This window comes from Pseudomonas sp. ADAK21 (assembly GCF_012935735.1).
GTDB classification, from domain to species: Bacteria; Pseudomonadota; Gammaproteobacteria; order Pseudomonadales; family Pseudomonadaceae; genus Aquipseudomonas; species Aquipseudomonas proteolytica.
Genome location: NZ_CP052857.1, coordinates 5,903,867 through 5,922,699, shown reverse-complemented (window position 1 = coordinate 5,922,699; position 18,833 = coordinate 5,903,867). Strand labels below are relative to the sequence as shown.

General features: G+C 58.4%; 4 protein-coding genes and 2 pseudogenes. 1 reads left to right on the top strand and 5 read right to left on the bottom strand.

Going from position 1 to position 18,833, the window contains the following annotated elements; all coding sequences use genetic code 11:
• Nucleotides 1–33 precede the first annotated feature (33 nt).
• The gene (locus HKK57_RS26550) at nt 34–2,604 is read left to right on the top strand and encodes a TonB-dependent siderophore receptor (RefSeq protein WP_237150418.1); all 2,571 of its coding nucleotides are present in this window, start codon (nt 34–36) and stop codon (nt 2,602–2,604) included.
• Between the two features lie 68 nt (nt 2,605–2,672).
• Here HKK57_RS26550 and HKK57_RS26545 read toward each other — a convergent pair whose 3' ends face one another.
• The 5 genes and pseudogenes from HKK57_RS26545 to HKK57_RS27475 all read right to left on the bottom strand — a co-directional run.
• Entirely contained in the window at nt 2,673–3,629 is a 957-nt protein-coding gene (locus HKK57_RS26545; RefSeq protein ID WP_169391139.1) for an alpha/beta hydrolase, read from the bottom strand.
• 69 nt (nt 3,630–3,698) lie between these two features.
• Nucleotides 3,699–12,275, bottom strand: coding sequence for a non-ribosomal peptide synthetase (locus HKK57_RS26540; protein ID WP_169391138.1), 8,577 nt, complete (start codon nt 12,273–12,275; stop codon nt 3,699–3,701).
• Entirely contained in the window at nt 12,275–15,607 is a 3,333-nt protein-coding gene (locus HKK57_RS26535) for a non-ribosomal peptide synthetase (protein ID WP_050492768.1), read from the bottom strand. Before HKK57_RS26535 ends, HKK57_RS26540 begins: the two co-directional genes overlap by 1 nt.
• Nucleotides 15,608–15,862, bottom strand: a pseudogene (locus HKK57_RS27480) (phosphopantetheine-binding protein); the annotation flags it as partial. It lies immediately after the preceding gene.
• Nucleotides 15,863–15,946: 84 nt separating this feature from the next.
• A pseudogene (locus tag HKK57_RS27475) lies at nt 15,947–18,829 on the bottom strand (amino acid adenylation domain-containing protein); the annotation flags it as partial.
• Between the last annotated feature and the right edge of the window lie 4 nt (nt 18,830–18,833).

Genomic DNA, 18,833 nt, shown 5'->3' with positions numbered 1-18,833 from the left:
TTCCGCCTCAAGAGTGGAAGGCCTTCGACATTAATGACATATCTGGGGCTAAACCAAACAATGAAACGCGAGAGAAAAAGGTTCAGGCAAAAACTCTTCAACACCCCCCTGGCGTCCTGCCGCAGTTGCGTGTCGGTGGCGGTCCTGGGATTGGCCCTCAGTGTCTGCGGCGGGGCTTTCGCCCAGCCCATGCAGGTGAACGTGCCAGCCCAGTCCCTGGACAAGGCCCTGACCGAGCTGGGTAAGCAGACTGGCCTGCAAGTGCTTTTCGGGCCGGATATGGTTGCTGGCAAGAAGTCCACCGCTGTCAATGGCAGCCTGGAGCCCGCAGTTGCTCTTGAAGCGCTGCTCAAAGGAGCAGGCCTGAGTTTCCGGATCGAAAACAATACGGTCATCCTCAGCCCTGAAAGTGGCGCAAGCACAACGCTGGAGTTGGGTACCACCACCATCCAGGGCCAGGGGATGGGGGAAATGACGGAAAACTCCGGCTCCTATACCAGTGGCCTTGTCAGCGCCGGTTCCAAAACGCCTACCAGCTTGAAGGACACACCGCAGTCGGTGTCTGTCATCACCCAACAGGTCCTGCAGGACCGGCGCATTGTTGATCTGTCCGATGCCATGCGGCGCACGCCAGGTATCACCGTCAAAAACGCCAACTACCGCCTGCCGCAGTTCATTTCCCGTGGTTTCCGTATCGATAACATCCAGATCGATGGTGCCTCGCCGATGGATATCGGCTCTGGTGTCGGTACGTTCTATGCCAACCAAACCTATGACATGGCCGAGTTTGACCATATCGAAGTGTTGAGGGGGGCGTCTGGTCTGTTTGGTGGTACTGGTGATCCGGGCGGTATTATCAACCTCGTACGAAAACGTCCGTTGGATTTCTTCCAACTCAAATTCAATACTTCGGCTGGCTCTTGGGACAATTACCGTAGCGAGGTTGATGTAACGGGGCCGATGGCCTTTGACGGCAAGTTGCGGGGGCGCGTTGTGGTGGCCAATACCGACCGCCAATACTTCATGGATAAACGTAGTACCGAAAAGCCTTTCATCTATGGGGTGCTGGAGGCGGACGTGACTGACACCGCCAGAGTTACCGTCGGTGGTCGTTACGAGAAGACCCACGAAAATGGCACGGGGGATGGATTGCCGCGATTCAGTACCGGCGAGGATTTGAAACTCAAGCGTAGCAGTTGGTACACGACCAATTGGGCGTATGCGGATATCAGTACCCAGGAACTGTTCGCCAAGTACGACCAGGAACTGGCGAACGACTGGAAACTCAACGTTTCCTTCACCAATACCCTCAACAAATCCGATACCAAAGGTGTGTTTCTATGGGGGGCGCCGGACCCGGTCACCCTTGAAGGCGCTACCTGGGGAGGAAGTTTCGTTAGAAGTTGGAGCGAGCAGTCGTTGTTTGATACCAACGTGTCCGGGAAATTTACCGCGTTCAATCGTGAACATGAACTGCTGATCGGGGCCGATGCCCAGAAAGTCACCAGCCGTTGGCGTTCAACGTGGGGTATGGCAGGTTTCTATCCGGTCGATGTCTACAATCCGGATGTACCACCTCTACCGCCTTCCAGTATTGGTAGCGCGCTTGAGCGTGACTACAGCCCCAATACTCGCAAGCAGTATGGTTTGTACTCGACCTTACGCCTGCAATTGACTGATCCGCTCAAGTTGATTCTCGGGGCCAGGGTTCAGCGCTATAAGTTTGAACAGACCTACAGGACCGTAAATGCTGTTACGGGCGCATGGGACGTTCAGTCCCAGAGCAATCATCGTGAACCGACCAAGTTGGTTCCCTTCGGTGGGTTGGTATATGCCCTCGACGATGAATGGTCGGCGTACGCCAGCTATTCGGAAATCTTCAAGCCCCAGGCCCAGCAACTGCAAGGCCCAAGTACTTCTGGAAAAGTCCTGGAACCCATGGTTGGCAAGACTTACGAAACCGGTATTAAGGGTGAGCTCTATGGCGGAACGCTGAACGTTTCGGCTGCGCTGTTCTATACCAAGCGCGAGAAAGAGGCGATTCAAGATCCGCGATACGTGGCGGAATCAGTCTTGTATGGCGGCAGTTGCTGCTATCTGGCTCAAGGCGAAATCATCAGTAAGGGGCTTGAGCTAGAAGCCAGTGGTGAGGTGTTGCCTGGGTGGATGGTGATGGGTGGCTACACCTTGAACCTCACGGACAATGGTACCAAGGACACTTTCCTCACTACGGTTACACCCAAGCATTTGGCGAAACTGTGGACCGTTTACACGTTGCCTGATCGCCTTTCTGACTGGAAAGTAGGTGGTGGTGTCAACATTCAGAGCGCCAGCTACGCCAGCGGAACCGCTTACCGAGTTAGAAAAAATCCGACGGAAAATTACTACGATGTCTACGATGAGCGGCCTTTTGATATGGTCCAGGGCGGCTACGCTGTATGGGATGCCATGGTCGAATACAAAGTCGATGAAAACTGGACCGTTGCCCTCAATGGCAACAACCTGTTTGACCGCAAGTACTTCGAGACCCTGAAGACTTCCGAGTACGGCAATTACTACGGTGAACCGCGCAACTACATGCTGACAGTACGTGGTACGTTCTAGGTTCCCCTCAAGCGTCGCATAAAAAACCACCTCGATTGAGGTGGTTTTTTGTGCCTGTTTCTATGTGATTAAAGCTGGGCCAACCAACGATCGACCTCGCTGTAAATCCCCGCAATGTCCCCGGTGATCCCGGACATACGCAGAAAGTCATGGGTCAGGCCGTTTTGTGTCAGCAAGGTCACTTGGGTGCCGGTGCTTTTCAGGAGTTCTGCATACTCAAGGCCTTCGTCATACAACGGGTCATATTCAGCCAGGCTGATATAGGCCGGCGCCAAGGCGGTCAGTCCCTGGGCCAGCAATGGTGAGGTGCGCCAGTCGCCACGTTGCTCGGCTTCAGGCGTGTACTGTCGATAAAACCATTGCAGCGTCTTGCTCTCCAGCAGGAAGCCTTCGGCGTAACGCTGGTGGGAAGGGCGAGTACGCTGGGTATCTGCGACCGGGTAGAACAGCAACTGAGCCTGGGGCATAAGCATCATATTCTCAGGGTGTTGCACAGCGCTGATGGCCAGGACAGTTGCCAGGGTTGCTCCGGCACTGTCACCAGCGACGGTCACCTGGAGTGAGTCAAGATGCAGTTCGGCACCCTGACGGGCGAGCCAGTTTGCACTGTCTACGGCATCATTCACCGCCGCGGGAAATGGGTGTTCAGGCGCCAGGCGATACGCCGGCGCTAGCACCGCATGACGGCCGCTGGCGGCCAGGCGTCGGCAGATCGAGTCGTGGGAGTCGAGGCTGCCAACCACATAGCCGCCGCCATGAAAGTACAGAATCACCGGCAGCACGCTTTGTTCTGTACCGGTCTTGCGGTAGAGGCGGGCCGCCAGTTGTTGACCGTCCCGAGTGGGGATCTGTAGTGCGCTGACACTGATCGCGCCGGGTGGGCTGGGGTCGAGAGTCTGCGAGGTCAGGTCGAACTCGGTACGCGCGGCGTGCGGTGTGAGTTGGTGCATCGGCTGGCTTTTGCCGGTCAGGCGGCCCATCTCGGCCAGTTCCAGAAAACCTTCGAGGTCAGGGTCCAGAGGCATTGCGTGTTCCTTATCAGGTAGTACCAAACAAAAAACGCCCCGGATTACAGGTCCGGGGCGGCAGTAGGTTTAACCGGTCACCGCTTCACACTGCATCAATTGCAGGAGCAGGCTGTGCAGCAACTGGCTGTTGTTGAGCATCTGGTAATGTCCGGCGGCGATCCGCTCGTCCAGTACGCTGCCCGGCACCGGGTTGGTAAAGTCCGGCGTATGGGCGTCGCAGGCCCACCAGCAACTGGCCGCGGCACGTGTCTGGGGCAACGCTGTCAGTCCCAGGGACAGTGCCTTGAGCTTCATCGCGACCCTAAATGTGTGGGCCAATTCCTCAACACTGATATCGCTGAACGCTGAAGTGCCGGCGACTTGTTGACGAATATCCGCGATCAGTTGCTCCAGCACCGCTTGGGGACTGTCGGCGGGCAGTTCCACTACAGGCAGGTGCTCGGTGGATTGACCGAAGATCACCGCGAGGAAACCACGTAAGTCATCGCCCCAACCCAAATCGGCAGCAACAGGGGTGGCAGACGGGATAAAGCTATCGACCAGTCCCAGGAACTCTACTTCCTGGCCCTGCTTTTCCAGTTCATGAGCCACCAGTACCGCGAGGGTTCCCCCCAGTGACCAACCGACCAGTTGATAAGGCCCTAGAGCCTGTTTCTGGCGGATGTACTGGGCATAGTCGATAGCCATGGACGCCAGCGACTCATCCTGCCAGTCACGGTCGAGCAGCATCCGGCATTGCAGGCCATAGACGCTGCGTTTGCCTTCCAGGCCGCGGGCGAGGGTATCGTAGTCGAACACTGTGCCAAAGCCGGCATGCAGACAAAATAGGGGTTGGGCATGGGGCAAGCGGCTATTGAGCAGCAACAAAGGATCCATGTCGGTAGCCGGGGCAAAGCCTGACAGTTCGGCAATGGTTGGCTTGCCGATCATGTCCCGCAGTTTCAGTTCAAGCCCCAGTTCAGGTTGGTTACGCACTTTGGATAGAACTTTGAGGATGCGCAGCGAATCGCCACCCAGCTCGAAGAAGTTGTCAGTCACACCCACGGTTTCCAGCTCCAGCACTTGTTGCCAGATGGTTGCCAAGGCACGCTCCACGGCATTGCGCGGGGCCACGAATTCACGGCCCTTGAAGTCAGGATCAGGTAGGGCCTTACGGTCGATTTTGCCGTTGGGATTAAGCGGCAATGCGACCATGCGGATGATCTGTGCGGGCACCATGTAGTCCGGCAGATCAGCCTGGAGAAGGCCACGCAGTCGCTCTGCAAGTGCCTCTTCGGTCGGGGTCACGACATAGCCGATCAGTTGTTTGCTGGCCCCTGTCTCGCGGGCGACAACCACCGCATCCTGCACCCCTGGAATATCTCGCAGTCTGGATTCGATTTCGCCGAGTTCGATGCGGAATCCACGAATTTTCACCTGGTTGTCCAGGCGACCCAGGTAGTCAATTACTCCGTCAGGTCGCTGACGCACCAGATCGCCGGTACGGTAAAGACGTGAGCCGTCGGCGGCAAATGGGTCTACGACAAACCGTTCGGCCGTCAACCCTGGACGCTGATGGTAACCTCGGGCTACGCCCTCTCCACCAATGTACAACTCACCGGCTGTACCCTCGGGCAAAGGATTGAGGTGTTCGTCGAGGACATACAATGTGCGCTCGCCAACGCGTGTCCCAATCGGTGCATACACCGCACCGCAGGTCTCATTGGCGGAGACTTTCCACAGCAGTGGCGTCACCACGGTTTCGGTAGGTCCATAGCCATTGGTCAAAAAGGCAGGCTTGAGGGCCTGCTTGACCAGCTCAAAGTTGGCGTCGGCCACCGCATCCCCGCCAAAGCAGTAAATGCGCACAGCAGGCGGCGCCTTGCCGCAATCACGGGCGTACTCCGCCAGTTGTTGCAGATAGGCCGGTGGGAAGCAGGCGATGCTGATCTGGTGTGCATGCAAGGCGTGCCAGGTCTCCTCGGGAGTCCATAGGCGGTTGCCGCGCACCACTAACTGGCCGCCGTGGGCCAAGGTGCTGAGCCAGCGCTCCTGGGCCCCGTCGAAGGCAAACGACATGAACAACAGCTCACGGGTGGTGCTATCCATTTCATAGCGTTGACCGATAGCCTGGCAGTGCATGCGGATCTGCCCGTGACTGACCGCCACGCCCTTGGGTTTGCCGGTGGAGCCGGAGGTGTAGATCAGGTAGGCGAGGTTGTCGGCATCTATCAGCGGTACCGGGCAGCTATCAGGCTGCGTTGCCAGTGACAGGGTGTCGAGCTCGATAAGCGTGGGCGCCCAGGGCTGGTCGAAGCGTTCGCGCAGCTGGCTTTGGGTTAGCAGCACCCCCATGGCCGAGTCCTCGACAATCCACTTCACCCGGTCTTCTGGGTAATCGATATCCAGCGGGACGTAAGCGCCGCCGGTCTTCATCACGGCGTAGAAGGCTACAACTACGTCCACCGAGCGCTCCAGTGCAACGCCAACGAAGCTCTCCGCTCCTATCCCCTGAGCGATCAGGTGATGAGCCAGGCGATTGGCGCGTTGCTCAAGTTGACCGTAGGTCAGCCGGTTGTGTTCGCAGGCCACGGCCACAGCATCGGGATTGCTGTGGGCATGCAGGCGAATCTGTTGCGCCAGAAGTTGTTGGCCATGGGGTTCGGTTGTCAGTTGATTGCGTTGCCGCAATGTCCGTTGCTCTTCTGCACTCAGCGTGGACAGGCTGCCCAGGGACGCCGCGGGGTCGCCCAGCATGGCCAGCAACAGGGTTTCAAAGCTACGGCGTATTTGCTCAACAGCCTCGACGGTGAAGCGGTTGCGCAGGTACATGAACTCGACGGTCAGGCGATTACCAAGGTTGACCGCCAGGTCCATGGCGAAGGTGGTGACGTCCTGGCTCTTGGTTTCACCGAATCTGAGCTGATCTTGTTCGGCTTCTTGCAGGCGCTCGTCCACCGGATAGTTTTCGAACACGATGATGCTGTCGAACAGCGCCTGGCCACCTAGGCCAGACCAGCGTTGCACATCGGCCAGCGATGCGTGCTCGTGATCGCGTACTTCCACGTTGTAGGTTTGCAGCTCGAGCAACCAGTCGGCCACAGTCTGCTGAGGTTGTGGGGTCTGGATGATCGGTAAGGTGTTGATAAACAACCCCAGTATTTCGTCCGCGGCCGCAAGACCTGGTGGCCGGCCTGCGACGGTGCTGCCAAAGCACACGCTGTCTTGGCCGGTATAGCGTTGTAGCAACAGTAGCCAGGTCGCTTGGATCAGGGTGTTGGGAGTTACGCGCAGACGCTGTGCCTGATCTTTCAAACGCAGGGTTTGTTGCGCGTCCCAGTTTAGGTAAAGCGCCTGATGACCGTCGTTGTTCTGGTCAGGACGGGGCGACAGGCTATTGGCAAGCACGGTCGGGCCATTCAGTCCTTGTAGCTTGTGCTTCCAGAAGGCCTCTAGCGACGCCTGCGGTTGAGCTTGGAGCCATGCAATGTAGTCGCGGTACTTGCCGCGCTTGGGGGCCCGGGACTTGCCGTTGTAGACTTCGAACACTTCCGCGAGCAGGCGTGAGCTGCTCCAGCCGTCTAGCAGAATGTGGTGGTTAGTCCAAATCAGGTAGAGCTTTTCGGCCGCCAGTTTGACCAGCGTCAGACGCATCAGGGGCGCGCAGAGCAAGTCGAAGCCTTCGCGACTGTCGGCTTCGACCTGTTCTTGCAGATCTTGCGCGCAGACGTCCCGCTCCTCCCAATCAAGAACCCGTAGGGGCAGGACGGCGGCTTTGAACACCAGTTGCAGCGGCTCATTCAGATGGCTGGCGGCCCAGAAGACGGTACGCAGAATCTCATGGCGCTCGATCACTGCATTCCAGGCGGCGGCAAAACGCGCGATATCCAGACCACTGACCGGTACTGCCGTCTGATTGATGTAAGCCGCAGACTCTGACGCTTCAAGGGTGTGGAACATCATGCCTTGCTGCATCGGCGAGAGTGGGTAGATGTCCTCGATCTGTTGTACCGGGATAGTCAGCGTATCCAGTTGTGCCTGGTTCAACCTGGCCAACGGGAAGTCAGACGGCGTGGCGCCTTGATGACGGGTATCGCAGCAGTAGGCAATTAGCTGTTCCAGTGCTTGCAGGCAACTGTTGGCGAGGGTCTGGATAACTTCGACAGGGAACACGTCGTGGCTGAAGATCCAGCCCATGCTTAGCTGATTGTTGTAGACCTGGCTGTTGATGGTCAGCCAGTTATCCAGTGGGGCTTCATTGTTCTTTTCAGCACCCTGTGCTTCGCCCGATGGGGAAAACAGCGCACCTTGGGTGTTATCGAAACTGGCATCGAACTGGCCCAGGTAGTTGAAGGTAATGCGCGGCATCGGTAATGCACCCAGGCGTGCCTGAGCCTGAGTGTCGCCCAGGTAGCGTAGGACGCCAAAGCCAATACCTTTGTTCGGGATGGCCCGTAGTTGCTCCTTGACCTGTTTGATGGCGTCACCAAGGTCAGAATGGGCGGTCAACTTGACCGGGTACAGGCTGGTAAACCAGCCCACCGTGCGGGTCAGGTCGATATCGTCGAACAGTGCTTCGCGGCCATGGCTTTCCAGTTGGATCAGTACGTTGTCACGGGTGGTCCATTGGCTGACAGCGCGAGTCAGGGCTGTCAGAAGCAGGTCGTTGATCTGCGTGCGGTAGGCAGCGGGTGCTACCTGCAGCAGCTGTTGGGTCAGGGCTTTGCTCAGTTGGACATTGACGGTTGTCGCCTGACTATGCCGCTGGCTGCCTTTAGGGTTGGCCTGAGGCAGATCGTGACTGGTGGCGTCCAGTTGCTGCTCCCAATAGGCCAGTTCCTGTTGCACAACGTCATGCCGACTGTAGGCTTGCAACTTTTCGCCCCAGGTTTTGTAGGCACTGGTCTTCTCCGGCAGCGCGATAGCCTGGCCGGCGTGCAGTTGGCGGTAGGTACTTTGCAGATCATCGAACAGGATGCGCCAGGACACGCCATCGACCACCAGATGATGGATCGCCAGCAACAGGCGCTGGCTACCGTCGTTCAGGCTTACCAGTACCGCTCGTAGCAGCGGCCCTTCTTGCAGGTTCAGGCTGTATTGGGCTTCGTCACCCAAAGATTGCAATTGCGTAGCGTCGTCAATCCGGGTTTGCCATAGCACCGAGGCCGTGCTCGGGCGGTATTCGGAGTGCCAGCCATGTTCCGCCTGGGTGAAGCTCAGGCGCAGGGCATCGTGGTGCTGGATCAGGGCGTCGAGGGCCTGCTCCAGCAACTGAGGGTCGAGGACGGTGGCGGGTTTGAGCAGGACCGACTGGTTCCAGTGGTGACGTTCGGGGATGTCGGTGTCGAAGAACAGTTGTTGGATCGGCAGCAACGGTGCCATGCCTTTGACCGGCCCTTGATCGATTGCGAGGCCCTGGCCGTGATTTTTCGCCACGCTGGCCAGGCCCTGGATCGTCTGGTGCTGGAACAGTTCCTTGGGGGTGAAGTGGATGCCTGCCTGACGCGCGCGGCTGACCACCTGGATGGAGATGATCGAGTCGCCGCCCAGCTCGAAAAAATTGTCGTTCAGGCCGATTTTTTCCAGCTTGAGCACTTCCTGCCAAATACTGGCGATGCGCTGTTGCAGATCGTTTTGCGGTGCTACATACGTGTGCAGGGCCTGGCTGACATCTGGCGAGGGTAGGGCCTGGCGATCGAGTTTGCCGTTGGGGGTCAGAGGCAGGTTGGCCAGGAACACCCAGTGGCTGGGCACCATGTACTCAGGCAGGGTTTCCTTGAGTTGGCGTTTGAGGGTGTCACGCAGTTGCGCTTGTGCAGCCTCATTGTCAAGGGGGCCAGTGGTGGTGGCATAAGCGACCAGTTGCAGGTTGTCGGTGACTGTCAGGGCCAGTACCACGGCTTCGCGAATGCTTTCTTGCGCTAATAGGCGAGCTTCGATTTCACCCAACTCGATACGGAATCCACGGATTTTTACTTGGTGGTCAATGCGCCCGACGTACTTAATGACGCCATCGTCGCCATAGCGGGTCAGGTCGCCGGTGCGGTACAACCGTTCACCCGTAGTGGAGAACGGGTTGGGTACATATTTTTCCGCAGTCATGGCTGCGCGCCCGAGATAGCCTCGGGTAATCCCTGCACCTGCCAAGTGCAGTTCGGCCGCCACCCCGGTTGGTACCGGTTGCAGGTCGGCATCGAGCAGATAGCTTTGAGTGTTGTGCAATGGCCGGCCAATATTGGCCTGCCCGCCGCCCTCGCGGCGAGTCCAGGTAGAGTAGGTGGTGTCTTCGGACGGGCCGTAAAGATCGAAGATGTGCTTGATCGTGGCTTGTTGGTAGAGGCTGTCCACCAGCGACTGCTTCAGCGGTTCGCCGGCCAGGTTGATGATGCGCACGCTGTCAGGGATTTGTCCGGCTCGCTGCAGGGCATTGATCGCCGATGGAACGGTATTTATCAGGCGGACCTGTTCCCGCCCCGGCAATTCCGGCAGCTCCAGGGCATTGCGTGCAAGGACGATTGAGCCGCCATTGGCCAGGGTGACGAAGATTTCCCAGACCGACAGGTCGAAGCACACCGAAGTGGAGGCCAGCACGCCCTGGATGTCCTCACGACTATAGACTTGCTGCGACCAATGGATCAGCGCCAGCACATTGCGATGAGCAATCGCCACACCCTTGGGGTTGCCGGTGGAGCCGGAGGTGTAGATCACGTAGGCCAGGTTGTCTGGGGTGACCTGAGTGTTCGGTGCGGTTTGCGGGTAGTCAGTCAGTTGATCCATCAGCAACACGTTTGCGCCTGTGTCGGGCAGATCGGCGAGTAGCTTGGTTTCAGTCAATAGGACCTGTGCGCGACTGTCTTCGAGCATGTAGGCAACGCGATCGGCAGGGTACTCGGGATCCAGCGGCACGTAGGCGCCGCCGGCCTTGAACACACCGAGCAAGGCCACGATCAGCGCCTCGGAACGCTCCATGGCCACGCCAACCCGAACTTCGGGGCCGACGCCGAGTTCGATCAACTTGTGGGCCAGTTGGTTTGCTCGGGCGTCCAGTTCGCGATAGCTCAGGGTTGTAAGACCATGGATCAGGGCCACGGCATCGGGGCTACGCTCCACTTGTTGCTCGATCCACTGGTGAGTGCAACGCTCATGGGGGTAGGGGGAGGAGGTGTTATTCCAATCGCGCAAGATCTGTTGTTGTTCAGCCCCGCTTAGTAACGAAAGACTTGCAATAGGCAAGTGTGGCGCGGCGATGCAACGCTCAAGCAGGTTCAACCAATGCTGCCCGAGGCGTTCAATGGTGCTCGCCTCAAACAGGTCGCTGGCATAGTTCAGGGTTGCCGAAAGCCCTTGCGTCGATTCGAAGGTGTTGAGGGTCAGGTCAAATTGAGAGGTGCGACTGCCCCATGTCATACCTTCGATGTGTAACGAGGACGGCGAAAATCCTTGAGTGGGTGCAGTTTCCTGATGCTCACTGAGGTGGTTGTACATCACTTGGAAAAGCGGGTTGACGCTCAGGTTGCGCTCCGGTTGCAGGGCCTCGACCAGTTGTTCGAAGGGCAAGTCCTGGTGGGCCTGGGCATCCAATGCGGTTTGCTTGACCTGGGCCAGCAGATCGCTGAACGACAGCGGTTCATCGAAGCGCGCCCTGAGCACTTGAGTGTTGACGAAGAAACCCAGTAAACGCTCGGTTTCGACCCGATTGCGGTTGGCTACGGGCACACCCACCCGAATGTCGGCCTGATGACTGTAGCGGTGCAGCAGGGCCTGGAACGAAGCGAGCAACAACATGAACAAGGTCACGCTGTGTTGCTGGGCAAGCTGCTTGAGCTTCTGCTCCAGCGCTGCCGGAAGCGTGACCTTGATATTCGCGCCCCGGAAGCTCTGCACAGCGGGTCTTGGATGATCGAAGGGCAACTCCAGGACGGGTTGGTCGCCGCCCAATTGGTCTTTCCAATAGTTCAGTTGACGCTCGCTTTCTCCCGCTTCCATCCAGTTACGCTGCCAGATGGCGTAGTCGGCATACTGGATTGCCAGTTCAGGTAATGCGTTTGGCAGACCCTGCTGGAAGGCGGAGTACAGAGCGATCAACTCTTTGACCATCACCTGCATCGACCAGTCATCGGAGACGATATGGTGCTGGGTCAGCACCAGCACATGATCGTCGTCGCCCAGTTGCCGCAACGCGACACGCAGCAGTGGGCCTTCCTGCAAGTCAAATGGTTGGTAAGCCTGGGCCTGGATAAACGTCTTGATCGTGGTTTCGTCGAATGCAGTGACGGTGCTTTGTTGAATCTGCAGCGGCATGTCCAGGTGAATGACTTGCAGTGGTCGCTCTTCGCCAGAGGCAAATGTAGTACGCAGCGTCTGGTGGCGAGCGATCAAGGCATTGAAGCTTTGCTCCAATACAGCAACGTCCAGCGGGCCCCTGAGGCGCAGGGCGGTAGGAATGTTATAGGCAGCGCTGCCGGGATCCAGTTGCCAGAGCACCCACTGGCGTTCCTGAGCGAAAGACAGGGGGATTGATTCGAAAGCCGATTGCACTTCGGGGATCGGCAGGTTGGCGGGAGAAACACCTTCCGCCAACATTTTTTCCAGGTACAGCTTGCGCTTGTCCAGGGGCAGGGTGATGAACCGCCGGGCAATGCGGGCAGCGACAGCCTTATCCATCAGAACGCCTCCATGTCATCGAGCAGGGCTTCGAGCTTGTCCAGCTTCTGCGCGCTGACGGGGCCCGCCTGCTGCTCAAGCTGGGCGGCAAACGCGCCCAGGGTCGGGTGTTGGAATATCAACTGTGGCGTCAACTGCATGCCCAGCTCCAGTTGCAGGCGCGAGACCACGCTTACGACCAGCAGAGAATGTCCGCCCAGTTCAAAGAAGTGATCTTCAAGACCAATGGGCTCGACTTTCAGTACGTCCTGCCAGATCGCCGCTATTTGCTGTTGCAAAAGGCTATTGGGCGCGACATAGGTTTTTTGTAGCTGACTAACGTCAGGTTTTGGCAATGCCTTGCGCTCCAGCTTTCCGTTTGGACTCAAAGGTAATTGATCGAGAAAGAGCCAATGCGCTGGCACCATATAGTCCGGCAGATGCGTCTTGAGACGAGCTTTGAGTATGTCGCGCAGGGCCGTGGAGTCGCTGTCCGAAGCGGGAACGATGTACCCGACCAACTGCAAGCCAGTGGCAGTGTCAACGGCCAGCACGGCCGCTTCATGCACTTCGTTTTGCGCCAGCAACTGTGCCTCGATTTCACCCAGTTCGATGCGCAAACCGCGAATTTTCACTTGATGGTCGATACGTCCGACGTACTCGATAACCCCATCAGGACGCTGGCGCGCCAGGTCGCCGGTGCGGTAAAGGCGTTCGCCTTTGGCGTAGGGGCTTGCTACAAAGCGTTCGGCAGTCAGCGCCGGTCGCTGGTGGTAACCCCGGGCAAGGCCTTCGCCACCGAGGTACAGCTCGCCGATCACTCCAGGCGGCACGAGCGTCAGCTCTGCATTGAGAACCCACGTGCTGAGGTTGGCGATGGGCTGGCCGATAGGTACGCTGCTGCGCGCCTCTTCACGACAGGTCCAATGGGTCACGTCGATGGCCGCTTCGGTCGGGCCGTAGAGGTTGTAAAGCCTCGCGTTCGGTAATTTGGCGAACACCTGTCGCTGGGCATCGACGGACAGTGCCTCGCCGCTGCACACGATACGTTGCAAGCCGCTGCATCGGGACACCTGCGCATCGGCCAGGAATACTTGAAGCATCGACGGTACGAAGTGCAGGGTGGTGACCTGATGCTGACTGATCAACTCGACCAGTCGGGCCGGGTCACGATGGTCGCCAGGCTTGGCAATAGCCAGACGAGCGCCGGTCATCAGTGGCCAGAAAAACTCCCAGACTGACACGTCAAAACTGAACGGGGTTTTTTGCAGTACCGTATCTTGCGCCGTGAGGCCATACGCCTGTTGCATCCAGCACAGGCGATTGACCAGTGCGCAATGCCGGTTGGCCGCACCTTTGGGCTTACCTGTCGAGCCGGAGGTGTAGATCACATAGGCCAGGTTTTGCGGGTCAAGGCAAACCGCGGGATTGTTGCTGGCATACGTGTCCGGAGCCGGTTCATCCAGGCACAGTGTGCGAACGTTTGCAGGGACTGGCAGGGTATCAAGTACGGCCCGTTGGCTGAGCAACAAGGTAATGTTGCTGTCCTGCATCATGTAGGCCAGGCGGTCGCTTGGATATTCAGGATCCAGTGGCACATAGGCGCCGCCAGCCTTGAGGATGGCCAGCAGGCCAACGACCATTTCCAGGCTGCGGTCGAGCGCAATGCCCACCAGCCCGTCCGGACCTACGCCATGGTCTATCAGGCGATATGCCAACGCATTGGCCTGCTGGTTGAGCTGGGTATAGGTCAGTCGCTGCTCGCCGAAAATCAGCGCTATCGCGTCGGGAGCACGCTCGACTTGCTGTTCGATCCAATGGTGGATACAACGCTCAAGGGGATAGGCCTTACCGGTCTGGTTCCAGCCAAATAGACCTTGCTGTTCGGCGTCGCTGAGTAAAGATAAGGTGTCGATTGGCTGCTGCGGCGCTGCAATACAGCGTTCCAGCAAGTTCAGCCAATGTTTCCCAAGGCGGTCAATAGTGCTGGCGTCAAACAGGTCGGTGGCGTAGTTCAGCGTTGCAGACAGCCCCTGTGCTGATTCAAAGGTGTTGAGGGTCAGGTCGAATTGCGCGGTATGGTGCTCCCTGCTCAGGCTCTCGACATGTAAGACCGAAGGCGATGAGGGTCGGTCGGCAGCCGCGCTCTGGTGTTCGCTGAGGTGGTTGAACATCACCTGGAACAACGGGTTGTGGCTCAGGTTACGTTCCGGCTGGAGGGCTTCGACCAGTTGTTCGAAGGGCAGGTCCTGGTGGGCTTGGGCCTCTAGCGCGGTTTGCTTGACCTGTGCCAACAGTTCGCTGAAGGACAGCGGTTCATCGAAGCGCGCCCTGAGCACTTGGGTGTTAACAAAAAAGCCCAGCAAACGCTCGGTTTCTACCCGGTTACGATTGGCCACGGGCACGCCGACACGAATGTCGGCCTGGCGGCTGTAATGGTGCAAAAGTGCCTGGAACGAGGCAAGCAGTAGCATGAACAGCGTCACATTGCTCTGCTGGGCAAGCTGCTTGAGTTTTTGTGCCAGCGCCGGGGGAACCGTGACCGTGATGTTTGCCCCACGATAGCTCTGCACGGCAGGTCGCGAACGATCAGTGGGTAACTCCAGGACCGGTTGTTCGCCGCCCAGTTGACCCGTCCAGTAAGCCAGCTGGCGTTCACTTTCCCCAGCCTCCATCCAGCGGCGCTGCCAGATCGAGTAGTCGGTGTATTGAATCGGCAATGCTTCCAGCTCGACGGACAGGCCCTGGGAATAGGCACCGTATAGCTGCACCAACTCCTGGACCATCATGTGCATCGACCAGTCATCCGAGACGATATGGTGTTGGACCAGCAGCAGCACATGATCGTCGTCGGCCATGCGCAGCAATTTCACCCGCAGCAACTGATCGTTGCGCAAGTCGAACGGTTGACGGCTATGGTGCTCGACGAAGTCCTTGATGAAGCCATCAGTGGCGCCATTTTCACCCGTGACCTCCAGGATCAGGCCGCTCCGGGGCTCGATCACCTGCATCACGCCTTGCGGCTCTTCGACAAACCGGGTGCGCAGGCTCTGGTGCCGCTCGATCAGGGTATCGAAGCTGCGCTGTAGCGCATCGATATCCAGCGGGCCGCGCAGGCGTAGTGCCGTCGGCAGGTTATAGGCGGCGCTGGCAGGGTCCAGCAACCAGAGAAACCACTGGCGCTCCTGGGCAAACGACAGGGGTATGTGCGCGAACGCATGCCGGGTTTGTGGTATCGGCAAGCGTGACAAGCTCATGCCCTTGGCACTCATTTGTTCATAAAGGGTTTTGCGCTGGGTAACTGGCAACTTGATAAAACGATCAATCAAGTCGTTCAGGGCATTGGCTTGCATTTATTGGGTCTCCAGCACATCGAGCAGATCAAACAGATCATTCAATGAGTCATCAGGGGTTTGTTCGCCAGCGGGCTCGATGCGGCGTGCGTAGTCTTCCAGCGAGGCACTTTCGAAAATCGCCGCCAGTGGCACCTCGATCCCCAGGTTCAAATGCACGCGGGAGGTCACTTGTGTCGCCAGCAACGAGTTGCCGCCAAGGGCAAAGAAGTTGTCATCCAGGCCAATGCGCTGGGTCTTCAGTACGGCGCGCCAGATAGCGGCAATGTCGGTTTGCAAACCACTTTGCGGTTCGCGGTGCTCCTGGGCTGCGCTTTGCACGTCCACCGTGGCCAGGGCCTTGCGGTCGAGCTTGCCGTTGGGGTTGCGCGGCATTTGCTCCAACAGGTGCACCTGGGCAGGAATCATGTAGGCCGGCAGGCGCGCCTTGAGGAACGCCCGCAGGGCATCGATACCCGAGTGATCGTGGCCTTCTTCCAGGGTCAGGTAGGCAATCAACTGCTTGCCCAGGGGGTTCTCGCCCACCAGTACTGCCGCTTCTCGAACCCCAGGGAACAGCGCGATTTGCGCCTCGATTTCCCCTAGTTCGATGCGGAAACCATGGATTTTCACTTGCTGGTCGACACGTCCCAGATACTCCAGGGCGGCGTCCTCCTTGCGCCGGCGGGCCAAGTCCCCGCTCTTGTACAGACGCTCGCCCGGTACCAGGGCAAACGGGTTGGGCACAAAGCTGGTAGCGGTACGCACCGGGTCGCCACAGTAACCGCGCCCGACGCCGACGCCGGCGATACAGATTTCACCCGTGGCACCAGTGGGGATTGGCGAGAGGTCGTCGTCCAGCACATACAGGCGATTGTTGTCGGTTGGGTAACCGATCGGGATGTAGGTGCGTTGAGTCGAGGCAGGGTCGATGTCGTAGAACGCCACATCATCAGAACACTCGGCCGGGCCGTAGGCGTTGATCAGCTTGATCTGCGGGTAACGTGCCAGCCAGTCGGCGGCGGTTTCTGCCGGTAGCGCCTCGCCCGTCGGCAGCAGCCAGCGCAGGTCGGGAAGGTCGCTGTGTTGTTCGGTCAGCAGCGCCTGGATCAGCGCCGGGACAATTTCCAGCACAGTGATGTGTTGCTCTTCAACGTGCTTGAGCAGGGCCTGTGGATTTTTCGAAATATCGTCGGCAAAAATACACACCCTGGCGCCGCACAGCAGCGCGGTGAGGAACTGCCAGACAGAAATGTCGAACGACTGGGACGCCGTCTGCGCAATGATGTCCTGTTCTGTCAATTGCAAGTAAGGCACTTTGCTCAGTTGGTTATTGAGCATGCCGGCCTGTTCGACCATGACCCCTTTGGGTTGCCCGGTAGAACCGGAGGTGAAAATCACATACGCAAGGTTGTTCGGGCCGCTGTAGCGCCCAGGACGTTGTTGGTTGGTGTGCGCGGGTGGCAGATCCTCCCAGACCAGCAGGCCTACGGTGTGACCGGGAGCGCTCGCGGCCAGCTCGGCAAGTAGCGTTTGCGCGTGTTCACGGTACTTGGCGGTGCAGACCAGCAGCGGTGCCTTGCTCAAGTGCAGGATGTTCTTGATCCGTTCGCCAGGGTGGCTCGGATCCAGCGGCAGGTAGCCTGCACCGGCCTTGAAGGTGCCGACAATCATTGCCAACAGTTCCAGGTCGCGATCGGCCAGCAACGCCACGGTCTGATCCAGCCCTACGCCATGCTCGATCAAACCGTGGCCGAGGCTATTGGCATGGCGGTCAAGTTGCTCGTAGGTCCAACTGCGGTCCTGGCATACGGCTGCCACACGTTGTGGGCCAGCATCGACCTGTTGCTCGAACTGTTCGACGAACGAGCGCTGCAGGTCGTGGGGTACCTGCGATTGGTTATGTTCAAGTACCCACTCGCCCTGGCGTGCCGGATCAAGCAGCGTGATCTGGGCTAACGGCTGGTGCAGGTGATGACGCAGGGCGACCAACCATTGCTTGAACTCCTCCAGCAGGCTGTCCATGGTCGAGCGTTCAAAGAAGCGCGTGTCGTAGGACAGGTGCAGGCCAACCTTGTCGCTGGGGTACACCACCACGGTCACCGGGTAGTTGGTGTGGGTCCTCGAGGACTCGGAGATCACCCCCATGTCCTGCGCGTCCTGGCCAACGGAGTCTTCCATCGGCGCGTTTTCGTAGACGAACAGGCTGTTGAAAAGCGGCTGGCCTTTGAGAATCTCGCTGCATTCCTGAATGTTGACCAGAGGCAGGTAGTCATATTCACGCAGCGATACGTTCTTGTGCAGGATGCTTTGCAGCCAGGCGAGGGTGCTGAGTTGGCTGTCCGGTGTGGGGATAGCGATCCGCAACGGTACGCTGTTGATAAACAGCCCCACCGTATTTTGCATCTCGGGAATATGCGCTGGGCGGCCGGAAACGGTGACACCAAATACCACGTCCCGCGAGCGACTGTGGTTATGCAGGGTCAAGGCCCAGGCCGCCTGGACGAAGGTGTTGAGGGTGAGGTGGTAGCGCGTGGCGGCTTCTTGCAGCGCGGTACTGTCTTCCTGGCTGAGCCAGGTGTAATTGTCGCCAATCACCGACACCGAGTGCGCAGCCACTTGCAGATGATCTACCGGCAGTGATGTGGTGTGCTCCAGGCCCGCCAGTTGGTCTTGCCAGAACGTCGTGGCGGCAGTGCGATCCTGTTGCTGCAACCATTGGATAAAGTCGCGGAAGCGGTAGGGTGTGGCTAGCTCGCAGGGTTTGCCTGCCAACATGGCGTGGTAGATCTCGAAGAAGTCCGACATCAGTAACGAGCGGCACCAGGCATCCAGCAGGATATGGTGGTTACTCATGACAAACCGGTGGGACTGGTCGGCCAGCAGGATCAGCTTGAAGCGGATCGGCGGCTGTAAGGCGAGATCGAAGCCGGCTTCACGCTCTACCTTGAGGAGGTGTTCAATTTGCGCTTGCACCCGGTCCATTGGCACATGGCTCAAGTCCAGCCGTTCGACCTGCACGCTGCTGTTTTTGTGGATGATTTGCAGCAGCGTGCCGCCGGTATTCCACAGGAATGACGCCCGAATCGCTTCATAGCGCTGCACCACTTGCTGCCAGGCCGCCTCGAAGCGTGGATAGTCCAGCGTTTCCTTAATGGTGTAGCACTCTTGCATGAAGTAAATGCCGGAGTTTTTTTCCAGCAACGTGTGCACCAGCAAGCCTTCTTGCATGGGCGACAACGGATAG